At 69.0% G+C, this 14,144-nt stretch carries 12 protein-coding genes; 7 read left to right on the forward strand and 5 right to left on the reverse strand.

Going from position 1 to position 14,144, the window contains the following annotated elements:
- Positions 1-98: 98 nt before the first annotated feature.
- Positions 99-3,086 carry an Ig-like domain-containing protein gene (locus tag E0H50_RS07905; protein ID WP_131285925.1) on the forward strand — a complete coding sequence of 996 codons (2,988 nt, stop codon included), beginning with the start codon at positions 99-101 and terminating at the stop codon, positions 3,084-3,086.
- A 108-nt stretch (positions 3,087-3,194) separates the two neighbouring features.
- Here E0H50_RS07905 and E0H50_RS07910 read toward each other — a convergent pair whose 3' ends face one another.
- On the reverse strand, positions 3,195-4,010 hold the full coding sequence (locus E0H50_RS07910) for an MBL fold metallo-hydrolase (RefSeq protein WP_131285926.1): 816 nt from the start codon (positions 4,008-4,010) through the stop codon (positions 3,195-3,197).
- Positions 4,011-4,149: 139 nt separating this feature from the next.
- On the opposite strand from E0H50_RS07910, the gene sdhC reads away from it, so the two are divergent.
- The 5 genes from sdhC (at position 4,150) to E0H50_RS07935 (ending at position 8,694) form a co-directional block, all read left to right on the forward strand.
- Entirely contained in the window at positions 4,150-4,527 is a 378-nt protein-coding gene (gene sdhC / locus E0H50_RS07915) for a succinate dehydrogenase, cytochrome b556 subunit (protein WP_131285927.1), read from the forward strand.
- A gap of 1 nt (position 4,528) precedes the next feature.
- Positions 4,529-4,996, forward strand: a complete 468-nt coding sequence (locus E0H50_RS07920; protein ID WP_131285928.1) for a succinate dehydrogenase hydrophobic membrane anchor subunit — start codon at positions 4,529-4,531, stop codon at positions 4,994-4,996.
- A gap of 11 nt (positions 4,997-5,007) precedes the next feature.
- Entirely contained in the window at positions 5,008-6,750 is a 1,743-nt protein-coding gene (sdhA, locus tag E0H50_RS07925) for a succinate dehydrogenase flavoprotein subunit (protein WP_131285929.1), read from the forward strand.
- Positions 6,750-7,454 carry a succinate dehydrogenase iron-sulfur subunit gene (locus E0H50_RS07930; protein ID WP_131285930.1) on the forward strand — a complete coding sequence of 235 codons (705 nt, stop codon included), beginning with the start codon at positions 6,750-6,752 and terminating at the stop codon, positions 7,452-7,454. The genes sdhA and E0H50_RS07930 overlap by 1 nt, the downstream gene beginning before the upstream one ends.
- A gap of 127 nt (positions 7,455-7,581) precedes the next feature.
- On the forward strand, positions 7,582-8,694 hold the full coding sequence (locus tag E0H50_RS07935; RefSeq protein ID WP_131285931.1) for a WD40/YVTN/BNR-like repeat-containing protein: 1,113 nt from the start codon (positions 7,582-7,584) through the stop codon (positions 8,692-8,694).
- 322 nt (positions 8,695-9,016) lie between these two features.
- On the opposite strand, the gene E0H50_RS07940 is transcribed toward E0H50_RS07935, so the two are convergent.
- On the reverse strand, positions 9,017-9,430 hold the full coding sequence (locus E0H50_RS07940; protein WP_131285932.1) for a DUF2000 domain-containing protein: 414 nt from the start codon (positions 9,428-9,430) through the stop codon (positions 9,017-9,019).
- 52 nt (positions 9,431-9,482) lie between these two features.
- Complete coding sequence (locus tag E0H50_RS07945) at positions 9,483-10,310, reverse strand: M55 family metallopeptidase (RefSeq protein ID WP_131285933.1); 828 nt, start codon at positions 10,308-10,310, stop codon at positions 9,483-9,485.
- A 23-nt stretch (positions 10,311-10,333) separates the two neighbouring features.
- Between E0H50_RS07945 and E0H50_RS07950 the strand changes: the two genes are divergently transcribed.
- A complete protein-coding gene (locus E0H50_RS07950) occupies positions 10,334-11,125 on the forward strand; it encodes a helix-turn-helix transcriptional regulator (RefSeq protein ID WP_131285934.1) in 792 nt (263 codons plus the stop codon).
- On the opposite strand, the gene E0H50_RS07955 is transcribed toward E0H50_RS07950, so the two are convergent.
- Both E0H50_RS07955 and E0H50_RS07960 read right to left on the reverse strand, forming a co-directional pair.
- Positions 11,097-11,327: an SCO4848 family membrane protein gene (locus E0H50_RS07955; protein ID WP_131285935.1), complete on the reverse strand. Its 231-nt coding sequence runs from the start codon at positions 11,325-11,327 to the stop codon at positions 11,097-11,099. The two genes, E0H50_RS07950 and E0H50_RS07955, sit on opposite strands and share 29 nt — an antisense overlap.
- Positions 11,328-14,090 carry an AAA family ATPase gene (locus E0H50_RS07960; protein ID WP_131285936.1) on the reverse strand — a complete coding sequence of 921 codons (2,763 nt, stop codon included), beginning with the start codon at positions 14,088-14,090 and terminating at the stop codon, positions 11,328-11,330.
- Positions 14,091-14,144 lie beyond the last annotated feature (54 nt).

A 14,144-nucleotide genomic window follows, 5' to 3' on the forward strand; every position in this document is an offset into this window, starting at 1 on the left:
GGCAAGAGGGTTGCGGTCAGGCCCGGTATGGCTGTATTTCTTTCCCTTTCGCCGGTGTCGCTCGGGGTGCGCCGGAGTCCCCTTGCCCTGGAGATTCAATGCGCCGCGCCCTGAAACCCGCCCTGGCCGCTGCCCTGGCCGCGATCACCGTCCCCTTCCTGGCCCACGCAGCCTTCGGCGACGACACTGCCACCGCCCCGACCGCCCAGGTCTTCCCGACCCGGACGGGCATCGGCGTCACCTGGAACGACGTCGAGGCGTCCAGCTATCGCGTCGAACGCAAGGAAGGCAACGCCGACTGGGGCAACGTCAGCGGCCCGCTGAGCGCAGAGACGGCGAGCTGGGTCGACGACATCATCGCCCCCGGCACCACGGCCTCCTACCGGGTCGTCGCCACCACCGACGCCGAAGCCGCGACGAGCACCCCGGTCACGGCCACCCGGAACACCACGACACCGGCCGTCGGCGATATCGACCGGCTCGCTCTCGACGTGGACCCCGGCAGCACCTGGCCGCACGACGAGAGCGCCGACGCAGTCACGGTATCCGCGCCGGCCGACGGATCACGCACGTTGTCTGCGGGCACGATGAAGGTGCGGCTTCCGGCGTTCATCAGCGGCCCGGGCAACTACACGCTCACGCCGTCGGAGCTCGAGTTCACCCAAGGCGACCACAGCTGCACCGCGAGCGGAATCCTGTCCGTCACCGCCGTCGCCTACACCGGCACGCTCGCGCTCGACACCTTCGCTGCCGGCCTGCGCATGTACGACTGCGACGGCAACCCCCTCCGCCGCGGGATCGATCTGCGCTACCACAGCACCTTCGGATACCAGGCGCTGTCCGTCACCCCGGAGCAGTACGACTACGGCAAGGTCAAGTACAGCGTGGCCGCGGACGCCTCATTCACCGTGAAGAACACGGGAACCGATCCTGTCCGGATCGACGGGGTCAGCCTGACCCACGTCAGCTTCCCCTTCCGGTTCAATCCGGACGTTCCGCACGACTGCCGGCAGACGTTGCAGCCTGCGGCGACGTGCACCGTGAGCGTGCAGTTCCTGCCCATGTCGATCGGTCCCGAGTCGGACACCCTGACCATCAAGGACTCCACTTCCTTGGAACGGCACACGGTCGCCTTGACCGGCTACGGCATCGACGTGGCTGCTGCCCAGAACGTGGCGGTGCAGTCGACGTACAACGGTCATACGGTGAACTGGCGGTCGCAGCAGACCGCAGGTGGTACGGCGGTTCGCGGGTACAACCTGCACAAGTACCTGAACGGCGCGGAGACCGTGCAGTGGTTCCCCGTGAAGGAGTCGACGGACGACTTCGTCTTCGTCGAGCCCAGGACCGAGCCCGGGACCGAGTACGGCGTCTCGCTCGTGAACGAAGTCGGCGAGGGACCGGTCAGCCCGCGTCTGCCCGTCCCGCGGGCGATCGAGCAGGTGGTGGTCAGCCAGGGCGAACCGGACAGCCGGGACCTGGCCGCCGCGGACCAGTTCGGCCACGTCGTGCCGTTCCCGCCGGATCCGAACTCTGTCAAGGCGAAGCAAGCCGTCACCACCTCTCCGGACGGGCAGTCGCTCGCGTACGTGAGCGGCACCACGGAGCGTGCTCTGTGGACGCAGAGGGTGACGCAAGGCGATATCGGCGTACCGGTCAAGCTGTGGACTTCCACGGTGCCGGTCACCCACCTGGCGTGGTCGCCGGACGGCACCCGCATCGCGTTCCAGGCCCCCGAGAACGGCACCCCGTGCGTGTTTCTGATCGCGGCCACCGGCGGTACGCCGGTGAAGGTCGCCTGCCAGGTGTCCAGCCCGAGCTGGACCACGGACGCCCGCACGCTCGTGGTGTCGGACCACCGCAGCACGCCGAGCAGGCTCGCGACGATCGCGGCAGCGCCTGGCGGCGCCCGGGTCACCACACTGGCGGAAACGGCCGAGGTGGCGGACGGCCGGCCGGTTCGCGCCTCGGCCGACGGCCGGTACGTCGCCTTCGGGGACGGCTCCACGGTGCGACTGGCCGGGACGACGGAGCGCAGGAGCCCGTCGCTCGACTCGGAGGTACGTGCCATCTCGTGGGCAGGCGCCGAACGGATCGTGGCGCTGACCGCCAGCGGCCGTGTCTACCAGCTCGGGGTGAACGGCGGCGATCCGTACATGCTCAACGAGCTGGCCAGGGAGCCGAACACGCAGCGGGGTGATGTCACCTGGCAGCACCCGCGGGTGACGATCGAGCCCACGGCGGAGGTGATGGGACCGAACATCTCCATTCCGTTCGACACCTCGGCCTTCCCGGCCGGCACCAAGTTCACTTGCGAGGTGAAGGGATCGTTCGTGCCGGCCAAGCCGTGCACCTCGCCGTTCACGGGGACCGAACTGCGATCCGGGAAGTACCAGGTCATCATCGGCGGGGCGTATCGGGACATCACCGTCGACGCGGACGGACCGGTGGCGCGGATGACAGGGCCGAACTACCAGTCCTCGGTGGCTGCGGCGGCGACCCTGACGGTGTCGGGGACGGATCCCAACGGTGTCGCGTCGTACGACGTGCAGTACCGCCGAGCCACGTCCGCCGGGGACTACGGCGCCTTCGTGCAGCCGTGGACGAAGACCACTGCCACCTCGATGACGTTGGCAGTCGCGGCCGGGTACGAGTACTGCGTCTCGGTGCGGGCGACGGACAAGCTCGGGAACGTCGGGCAGTGGAGTGCGGAGCGGTGTTTCTCGCGGCCGTTGGACGACCGGTCGTTGTCGCTGGCAACTACTGGGTGGACGCGGGCGACCGGGGGGACGTTCTACTACGGGACGACGACGCAGACGACCGCGTACGGGAAGGCGCTCACGCGGACCGTGCAGGGGAAGCGGTTCTTCCTGGTGGCGACGCGATGCCCGACGTGCGGGTCGGTCGCGGTGTACGCGGGGAACAGGTATCTGGCCACGGTGAACCTCGCCTACCCGACGACCCACAAGCAGGTGCTGCTCGGGCTTCCGGTGCAGAGCACGCTCTTCAGCGGCACCCTCAAGCTGGTCAGCGCGTCCACCGGCAAGCTCGTCCAGATCGACGGGCTGGCGGTCGGCCGGACCTGACGAACGGCAGGTCGACAGGAGGTGTCGCTCAGCCGGGCGCCGCGGGGCGCCCGGCTGAGCGTGAGCAACCGGACCAGTGGACGTATACGTACTGTCGAGCTGCAGGCGTCAGGTCAGGTGGTCGTAGTCGCCGCGGACCCAGGCGGCGTGGCGGTCGGCGGAGCGGCGTACGACGGACTTGGCGTCGACCGGGATGACCGAGCCGAAGTTGTTGTAGAGGCGGTCGTACTCGAAGGGGTCCAGGGAGCGGGCCACGCGGTCGACGACGGCGCCGGACAGCGGGATGCGGTTCGGGTAGCTGCGCATGAAGCTGACCGAGGTGCGGTCGGGGTTGGCGAAGATGGTGTCGCCGGACAGGATCACTCCCTTGCCCTCGGCACCGTTCGCCCAGTGCACGACCGCGCTGCCCGGGAAGTGACCGCCGGGCTGGATGACGGTCACTCCCGGTAGCGGCGTGAGCTGTCCGGACCAGGTCCGGATGACCGCGTCCGGCCGCGCGACCCACTCCTTGTCGGGCTCCGAGACGTACACCGGTACGTCGCCGAGGCGGTGGCTCCACTCGACCTGGACGCCGTACATGTGCGGGTGGCTGGCGATGATCGCCACCACGTCGCCGAGGTCCCGGATCCGGCGTACGGCGTCGTCGTCCAGGTACCCGATCGGGTCCCAGAGCAGGTTGCCCTCGGAGGTTGTCAGCAGCATCGACTGCTGCCCGATCCCCACCGGCGGCTTCGAGCGGACGCCGTACAGGCCGGGCTCGACCTCCTCGACGGTGACCTCGGTGCCGGCCGCGGCCAGCTCCTCGAGCGTCGTCCACTGCTGCCCTTCGGCGGGCACCCACTGCCGCTCGTCCTCGCAGATCAAGCACACCTCGACCTGCTCCGCGTGCTCCACCGCACAGGTCGCACAGATCCAGAAACTCACCGTGTTCTCCCCTCGATCCCGGTACCGACGCGACCGATCTCACACGGATCGCGACCGATGTCACATCTGTCAGGACATTTCACCTCAACCAGCGGGTCTAGCATCAAGACGATTCTGTGAACTCGTCGAGGAGGATCTGGTGCCCAGCAAACCAGCCGGCACGCTCTACCGTGGCCGGGAGGGCATGTGGTCATGGGTCGCGCACCGGATCACCGGTGTCGGGATCTTCTTCTTCCTGCTGGTGCACGTGCTGGACACCGCGCTGGTGCGGGTCTCGCCGGAGGCCTACAACGAGGTCATCGGCACCTACAAGAACCCGCTCGTCGGCCTGCTCGAGGTCGGACTGGTGGCGGCGATCCTGTTCCACGCCTTCAACGGCGTCCGGCTGATCCTGGTGGACTTCTGGGCCAAGGGCCCGCGCTACCAGCGGCAGTTGATGATCGGTGTCGGCGTCGTCTGGGTGGTGCTGTTCGTGCCGTTCGTGATCCGCCACCTCACACACGTCTTCGGAGGCTGAGATGTCGGAATCAGCTCCAGGGATCGCAGCCCCCAGGTCCAGCTCCCGCGCCCGCAAGCTGAAGGGCGGCGGGCGGAACCGCTCCGGGCAGACCAACTTCGAGCTGTACAGCTGGCTGTTCATGCGGCTGTCCGGGCTCGCCCTCGTCATCCTGGTGCTCGGCCACCTGTTCGTGAACCTGATGCTCGGCGGCGGGATCACCGCGCTGGACTTCGGCTTCGTGGCCGGTAAGTGGGCCAACCCGCTGTGGCAGGTCTGGGACCTGCTGATGCTGTGGCTGGCGATGCTGCACGGCACCAACGGGCTGCGCACGATCATCAACGACTACGCCGAGAAGGACCAGACCCGGTTCTGGCTCAAGTCCTTGCTGATCACGGCCGCGATCGTGATCGTGGTCCTCGGCACCCTGGTGATCTTCACCTTCGACCCCTGCCTCGACCCCAACTCCACGTTGTCGGTCTGTAAATAAGTAAGGACGTCATGCAGGTCCATCAGTACGACGTAATCATCGTCGGCGCGGGCGGCGCGGGAATGCGCGCGGCCCTCGAGTCGAGCAAGCGGACCCGGACCGCCGTACTCACCAAGCTCTACCCGACCCGTTCGCACACCGGCGCCGCCCAGGGCGGTATGTGCGCCGCGCTCGCGAACGTCGAGGAGGACAACTGGGAGTGGCACACCTTCGACACGGTCAAGGGCGGTGACTTCCTGGTCGACCAGGACGCGGCCGAGGTGATGTGCCGCGAGGCCGTCGACGCGGTGCTCGACCTGGAGAAGATGGGCCTGCCGTTCAACCGGACCGCCGAGGGCAAGATCGACCAGCGGTTCTTCGGCGGCCACACCCGCAACCACGGCGAGGCCGTCGTACGGCGCTCCTGCTTCGCGGCCGACCGTACCGGTCACATGATCCTGCAGACGCTGTACCAGCAGTGCATCAAACAGAACGTCGAGTTCTTCAACGAGTTCTACGTTCTCGACCTGCTGATGACCGACGGCAAGGCGAGCGGCGTGGTCGCGTACGAGCTGGCCACCGGCGAGCTGCACGTGTTCTCCGCCAAGTCGGTGATCTTCGCGTCCGGCGGTTTCGGCAAGGTGTTCCGGACGACGTCCAACGCGCACACCCTGACCGGCGACGGGATGGGCATCGTGTGGCGCAAGGGCCTGCCGCTGGAGGACATGGAGTTCTTCCAGTTCCACCCGACCGGCCTGGCGGGTCTCGGCGTACTGCTGTCGGAGGCGGCCCGTGGTGAGGGCGGCATCCTGCGGAACAAGGACAACGAGCGCTTCATGGAGCGGTACGCGCCGACCGTGAAGGACCTCGCGCCGCGGGACATGGTCGCCCGCGCGATGGCGAACGAGGTCCGCGAGGGCCGCGGCTGCGGTCCGGACGGCGCGTACGTGATGCTCGACCTGACGCACCTGGAGCCCGCGCACATCGACGCGAAGCTGCCGGACATCACCGAGTTCGCCCGGACCTACCTGGGTGTGGAGCCGTACACCGAGCAGATCCCGGTGTTCCCGACCGCGCACTACGCGATGGGCGGCATCCCGACCAACATCAAGGGCGAGGCGCTGGCCGACAACGACAACGTGATCCCGGGCCTGTACGCCGCCGGTGAGGTCGCCTGCGTCTCGGTGCACGGTGCGAACCGGCTGGGTACCAACTCGCTGCTCGACATCAACGTCTTCGGCCGCCGGGCCGGGATCGCGGCCGCCGAGTACGCCGCGACCGCCGCCTTCGAGGAACTGCCGGCCAACCCGGAGGCGTACGTCGTGGAGCTCGTCGAGGGGCTGCGCAACTCGACCGGTGAGGAGCGGATCGCCGCGATCCGGTCCGACCTGCAGGCGACGATGGACCTGAATGCGCAGGTGTACCGCACCGAGGGCTCGCTGAAGCAGGCGCTCGTCGACATCGCGGCGTTGAAGCTCCGGTTCGGCAAGGTCGGCGTCCAGGACAAGGGCAAGCGGTTCAACACCGACCTGCTGGAGGCCGTCGAGCTCGGGTTCCTGCTCGACCTGGCCGAGGTGCTGGTGGTGTCCGCACTGGAGCGCAAGGAGTCCCGCGGCGGGCACTTCCGCGAGGACTACGACAAGCGCGACGACGTCAACTTCATGCGGCACACGATGGCGTACCGCGAGGTCGATGCCGACGGCAACGAGACGATCCGGCTCGACTACAAGCCGGTCGTGCAGACCCGCTACAAGCCGATGGAGCGCAAGTACTGATGGACGTCAAGGTCAAGATCCTCCGGTACAACCCCGAGGTCGTCGACGAGGCCGAGTGGAAGACGTACTCCGTCACGCTGCAGCCGACCGACCGGGTACTGGACGCGCTGCACAAGGTCAAGTGGGAGCAGGACGGCACGCTGACGTTCCGGCGGTCCTGCGCGCACGGTGTCTGCGGCTCGGACGCGATGCGGATCAACGGCCGGAACCGGCTGGCCTGCAAGACGCTGATCAAGGACCTGAACCCGGAGAAGGAGATCACCGTCGAGCCCATCAAGGGCCTGCCGGTACTCAAGGACCTGGTCGTCGACATGGAGCCGTTCTTCGACGCGTACCGCTCGGTGATGCCGTTCCTGGTCACCAGCGGTCACGAGCCGACCCGGGAGCGGATCCAGTCGCAGGCCGACCGGGACCGGTTCGACGACACCACCAAGTGCATCCTGTGCGCGGCGTGTACGACGTCCTGCCCGGTGTTCTGGTCCGACGGGCAGTACTTCGGCCCGCAGGCGATCGTCGGCGCGCACCGGTTCATCTTCGACAGCCGCGACGAGGGCACCGAGCAGCGGCTGGAGATCCTGAACGACAAGGAAGGCGTCTGGCGCTGCCGGACCACCTTCAACTGCACCGACGCCTGCCCGCGCGGCATCGAGGTCACCAAGGCGATCCAGGAAGTGAAGCGCGCACTCATCTTCCGTCGAGTGTGAGCGTGCGCCCTCTTTCGCATAAGATTCCACCGCCGACCTGACCCCCCTTGCGGGGACACCTGCGCCTTGGGGGGTGACTGTGGAGCCGCGCCTGCGCGAGTTGTCCGACCGCTACTACCGTCGCCTGGTGGAGCTGTTGGAGCGCTGCGGGCTACCCCGCAGCATGCCGCCGTTCCTCGTCCTCGGGGTGCTCGCGGCCACGACGTCCATCGTGCTCGCGGTGGTGCACCTGGCCGCGCACCGGTCGCAGCCCGACCCGCAGATCGCCATCGAGCCGGCCGCCGCGGGGCGGTCCGGCAGTTCGGTGGTGAACTCCGAGCGCGCGCAGGTGCTGTCGATCACGATGATCACCCGGAACCGCTGGGCGGCCGGCTGGTCTGACTGCACCAGCGGCCCGAACTGCAAGTTCGCCGCGGTGATCGACCGCGACGGGTCCCGCGCGACCGCACCCGAGTGGCCTGTCCCGTACGCGACCCTGCAGGCCGGCAAGGAGGCGATCGCCGTCGCCCCGCCGCTCGAGGGCACGCTGACCGGCGCCGCGACGATGATGTTCCGGCTGACGTACGACGGCCCGGTGCTCACCAAGCTCCGGTACCGGCTGCCCACCGCGACCTTCCAGAAGAACGAGATCCTCAGCGACCGGATCGTGCCGGGCTCGATCGTCGTGGTGAACCCCGAGGAGTCGACGGTCCGGATGCTCAGGACCCGCGGCACCCGCTCCCCGGTCTGTGACGAGTCCGGCCGCTGCTGGATGCTGACCGGGATCGGCCGCACGGACGTCGTCTGGACCGACGACGGCGGCCGGAGCTGGGGCTCCCGGTCGCTGGACACCCACAACCAACTCGGCCGGCTCGCGGTCAGCCCCGACGGCCAGACGCTGCTGTCGACCTCGGTCACCGTCGGCGCCACCGGCCAGACCGTGTCGAAGATGGAGATCTCCACCGACCGCGGCGCGAACTGGAAAACGGTCGAGAACCCACCGAAGAGCCTGAGCGCCCCGCCGCTCGCCTTCGACGACGGCACCGCCCTGATCCTCGGCGGCCGCCCCGGCGACCGCCCGCGCATCTTCCGAGTCCGCGACGGCGCCGCCAAACTCGACCGCGGCTACCCCGGCGACCTGGCGGACCTGTCCGGCGACGCCCAACTCATGTACGGCTTCGAGGTCCCGAAACGCCGTACCACCGAGGTAGTCCTCAGCACCGACCAAGGCGCCACCTGGACCAAGTTCGCCCCCCGCTAGCCCGCCGCCCAAGCCCCTCCAAAGCCCGGGGAACACCACCCACCTGAACCTCCCCAAACCAGTTTGGGGAGTCCCACCCACCCGAATCGGGCAGCTGCACTCCCCAATCCCAGGTCAAGCACCCCCCAAACTGGTTTGGGGAGACTCACCCACCCGAATCGGGCAGCTGCACTCCCCAGTCCCAGGTCAAGCACCCCCCAAACTGGTTTGGGGAGACTCACCCACCTGAATCGGGCAGCTGCACTCCCCAGTCGGAGGCAAGCACCCTCCCCAAACTGGTTTGGGGAGGGTGGTGCGGTTTGGGGAGGGTTGGGTGCGGGGTTCAGTGGTGTTTGGCGGCGCCCTTGAGGGTTTTGTCGACGGCGTTCTTCGGGCCGTAGACGGCGATGCCGACCAGGTCGAGCTCGGCCGTACGGACCGCCTTCACCGCAGCCCGATTGTCGTGGTCGTTGCCCGTAGCAAACAGATCCTGAGTGAAGACCGAGTGCTCGATCTTCCGGCTCAGCGCGCGTTCGTGGGCGGTCGTCATGAACTCCTTGGACCCCTCGAACACCATCACCGGCTGCCTGAACATCGGCAGGTACCGCACGCTGTCCGCATCCTCGTACGGCTCCCCGACCACCTCCGGATGCGTCCCGGCAATCCCGCTGACCAGGAACGCGGTCACGTTCAACCGCTGCCACACCGCCAGATCGTCGCGCAACAACACAGCAATCTTCGTATCGAACTTGTCCACACCCCGATCCTCACTGGCCGCCCGGACGGGGTCTTGTACGTTCTTAACCGGCTCAGCAGTACGGCGGGTTCGAGGTGACTGCTGAGCAGACGCGGAGGAACAGGTTGAACATGCGGTAGAGCTGGAGCATGTCGCCGTCAAGGGTGACTGTGCGGTCGTCGCGGCGGGTGACGCCGGGGATCGCGGTGAGGTGGGAGGCCACTGAGGCGGACTGCCAGCGGACGGACAGGCTGCGGGAGCCGGTCGGCGGGCTGGGTGGGGTGAGATTGGCGAGGGCCTCGGTGGTGGTTGTCTCGATGGATTGCTGGGCCTCGGCGACGGGGACGAGCTGCGCGGCGAAGCGGTCCTTGGCGAACTTGACCGGGACGGTCGCGACCGCGGGATCCCAGGCCTTCATCTCGTCGCAGGCGGTGTCGTCGCCGGTCAGGAGCGCGAGAGGTACGCCGTACGCCGCGGCGGCCGCGTGGAACAGGCCGATCTCGCCGGTGACCTGGTCGTCCAGCCAGATGTCCTCGATCTCGTGGCCCATGAAGCTGTGGCTCAGGACGCCGAGCACGCCGGCCCGGGCGTGGTACCCGACGCAGAGAACGGCGTCGTACTCCGGGGTGAGGCCCTCCATCATGCCCATCGGCTTCGGGCGGCCCTTGATCAGGCCGGCGCGCGGATCGAGGAGGTCGGGCAGCAGGTTGCGCATCGGGCCGTGGGCGTCATTCACCAGGACCTCGGTCGCGCCGGCGGCGTACGCACCGCGGACGGCGGCGTTCACGTCCTCGGTCATCAGCAGCCGGCCCCGCTCGTAGTCCCGCCCCGGCGGCTGCACATCCTCCGCGTCGACGACCCCGGTGACACCTTCCATGTCCGCACTCACGTAGACCTTCACAGGCAGCAGCGTATGTTCTGACTATGAGCGGCGGCGCCACGGTTCGGGCGTGGCGGCCTCGGGTGGACGGGGTCGTCGAGGTGCTGCATGCGCATTTTCCGTCGCATGCGTACCCGAGCCACACGCACGACGCGTGGACGGTGCTGATCGTCGATGAGGGTGCGGTGCGGTACGACCTGGACCGCCACGAGCACGGTCTCGCCCAGGCGCAGGTCTCGCTGCTGCCGCCGCATGTCCCGCACGACGGGCGGTCGGCGCTGCCGGGCGGGTTCAGAAAACGTGTTCTGTACCTGGCGCCCGACCGGCTCGGTGAGGGTCTGATCGGCGCGGCCGTGGACCAGCCCGAGTACGTCGACCCGCTGCTGCGGCACCGGATCCACCAGTTGCACGGCGTACTGCTGGACGGTCAGGAGGATCTGGAGGCGCAGAGCCGGCTGACCCTGATCGAGGAGCGCCTGAAACAGCATCTGCGGCGGCAGGTGGTCGCACCGGCCGACCGGTCCGACGCGGGTGTGGCCGCGCAGTTGCGCGACCTCCTGGACGCGCACGTGCCGGACGGCATCACGCTGGACGACGCGGCGAAGGTGGTGCCTGCGCATCCGGCGCACCTGGTGCGGGCGTTCAGCCGGGAGTACGGGATGCCGCCGCACCGGTACCTCACCGGACGACGGGTCGATCTGGCCCGGCGGTACCTGCTCGACGGGCGTCCGGCCGCGGAGGTGGCGACGCTGGCCGGGTTCTACGACCAGTCGCACCTCACCCGGCACTTCCGGAAACTGCTCGGGGTCACACCGGCGAGTTTTGTGCGGTCCTAGCCGCCTTGTACGCGCGGACACCCCAGGTGCCGAGCAGCGCCGCGATCAGCAGGTTCACGACGATCAGGACGGTGTGCGCGACGTAGTACCCGGTCGGGCGGTCCTCGGTGTCCACGAGCGCCTTGATGAAGCGCAGGTAGGTGATGACGTTCCACGCGGCGATCGCCAGCAGGACAAGAGCGTGCTTCCGTTCGAGCTTCACCTAGCCATTGTGACCGGGGCGGTCGACCATCCTGAGCAGCTGGGTGCGGTTGGCCACTCCGAAGCGGCGGTACAGGCGGGTCAGCTGCGACTCCACGGCCTTCACCGACAGGTACAGGGCCGCGGCGATCTCGCGGTTCGTGGAGCCGTCGCGGACCATCGAGACGATCTGCTGCTCGTTGTCCGTCAGCTCCGACGGCTGCCGGCTCCGGCTCGGTACGTCGAGACGCGCGAGCTCCATCTCCGCGACCTCACGCCAGGCCGGTGCGCCGTACGCCTCGAACTGCTCGATCGCGTCCAGGAACGCGGTCCGGGCGACCGAGCGGCGACGGGCCTGCCGGGCGATCCGGCCGCGAGTCAGCTCACAGCGCGCGAGATCGAGCGGGTACACCCGATCGCCCGCCGTACTGACAGTCTTGTCCAGCAGCTCCAGGGCGGCGGCCGGGTCGCCCTGCTTGGCGACCAGCAGCGCCTCGGCGCGGTCCAGCCCGAGCTTCACCACGCGGCGGTCCAGATTCTCGGCGCGGGTGCGGATCTCGGCGATCAAGGCGGCCGCGTCATCCAGCCGGCCGGCCGCGACCAGCGCCTCGGCGTAGTCCGCGTGCCACGGGATCACCGCCGGGTCGTACGGCATCGCGGCCTCGCCCGAGCCCTCGATCGCGTCGAACGCCTCGACGGCGCGCTGCGGGTCGCCGGTCAGCACGCCGATCAGCCCGAGGCTGACGAGCGCCGGGCCGGTCCATTCGTCGTTCCCGACCAGGTGTACGGCGTCCAGCGCGGACTCGGCGAGCTGCCGGCCGATGGTCGCCGAACCGCCGACCCACTCGGCGCGGCTGGCGATGATCATGCCGACCTCGGCCTCGTCACCGATGTCCTGCATCAGCTGGTAGCACTCGTGCCCGGCGGCCAGCGCGTCGGCGCCGCGGCCGCTGCGCTCGTAGATCGCCGTCGCGGAGATCAGTACGGACGCCAGCCAGCGCATCGCGCCGTGGTCGCGGACCTCGTCGGCCAGCGCCGTGATCGCCGTGATCGCCTCGTCGGTCCGGCCGCGGAACAGCTCACGCATCGCGGCCATCTGGCGGGCGTTCACCACGGTCCTGGTGAGCGGCAGGCCCTTGGCCAGCTCGGCGGCCTGCTCCAGTACGGCGTCCGAGGTCTCCTCGGCGTCGCGGGCCATCAGCACCGAACTCGCCGCGCTCAGGGCGTCGACGACCGCCTCGGTGTCGCCGGCCTCGCGCGCCAGCGCCTCGGCGATCCGCGCGTCCTCCTGCGCGTCGTCCAGGCTGCGATCGAAGTAGTGGCTGTGGCTGCGCTCGATCCGCACCCGCGCCTCAAACCGTTTGTTGCCCTCGGCCGCCGCGAACGCCTCGGCGAGCAGCTCGACCCGGCGATCCCGCTCCGGCCAGACCGCGTCGGCACACAGCAGCAGGGCGGGCACCTTGGTCTCGGGCGTGGTCGCTACCTGTACGGCGAGTCGCGCCATGTCGGCCGACTCCGCCAGGTGACCAGCGGCCGCGGCGTCGTCGGCGGCCCTGGTGAGGCGGCGGGCCCGCTCGTCGGGCTGGGCACTCGGCGTCCGGTCCGCGCTCAGTCGCCATAGGTTCGCGGCCGCGCCAGGAGCTCCCCGACCGGCGGCGACCGTGGCGGCCTCCTCGATCGTCGCGGCCAGCTCTGGGTCGGCCTCCTGGGTGGCGAGGGCGCGGTGGGTCGCGTTCTCGACCGGTTCGTCGACCACGGCGGCGAGTTTTGCATGCGCCTGACGACGGGCGGCCGACGTGGCTTCGGCGTACACGAACTCCCTCAGCAGGGGGTGCGTGAAGCGGAGCCGCTCGGCGGAAACGTCGATCAGGCCGAGAGTTTCCGCCTCGGCGAGGCAGACGTCGATCGGGCGGTCGAGGGAGCGGGCCAGCTGCGTCGTGGTCGGGCGCGGCGAGGACGCGGCGTGCAGGAGCAGCTCGTGCGTGTCGGTGGACAGGTCGCCGAGACGCTCACCGAGCAGCGTCTTGAGGCGGCTGGAGACCGGGAGCGGGTCGTTGGGCGAGACGTTCTTCGGATGCCGCAGTACGGCGCGACCGAGCTCGAGGGCCATGAACGGGTTGCCGGCGCTCGCGGTGAAGATGCGGCGCGCCGTACGGACCGGGAGCGGGCTGGACAGCCGCTGCCGAAGCAGGCCGAGGACGTCGGGCTCCGTCAACGGCGGGACCTCGAGCTGCAGGACGGGCTCGGGGCAGGCGTCGGCCATCACCGGCAGGTCCCCGTCGGCCACCTGCTCGGTGGCGAGCAGATGCACGCCCTCGGACAGCCGGCGAGCACAGAACGTGAGCACTTCGAGGCTGGACGGGTCCACCCACTGGATGTCGTCGACGACGATCAGCACCGGGCCGGTCGTCGCGAGGCGGCGGAGGACGTGCAGTACGGCGAGGCGCACGGCCAGCTCGTCACGCACCGTATCCGGGGCGCTCGCCTTCAGCAGGGCGACCTCGAGGGGCTGCCGGAGGTGGTCCGGCAGCACCTGCCAGGCGAATTCGAGCTGGTTGGAGAGCAGATCGAGGAGCGTGACGTACGGCAGGCCGGCCTCGGAGTTGGACGGAGCGGCGCTGAGGATCCGGCAGCCTTTCCGGCCACGCTCCGCGACAAGCGCCCGCCCGAGAGCCGACTTGCCGATGCCGGTCGGGCCGTAGAGCAGCACGCTGCCGCTGGTCTCGAGCTGCTTGGTGGCACGCTCGACCAGTCCGCTACGCCCGACCAGCTCGTCGTCAGTCATTCAACTCCTCGAAGGATTACCCTCGCCGATTATCACAGTCAACGACCGTTCGAC

It is taken from the genome of Kribbella sindirgiensis, assembly GCF_004331435.1.
Taxonomy (GTDB): domain Bacteria; phylum Actinomycetota; class Actinomycetes; order Propionibacteriales; family Kribbellaceae; genus Kribbella; species Kribbella sindirgiensis.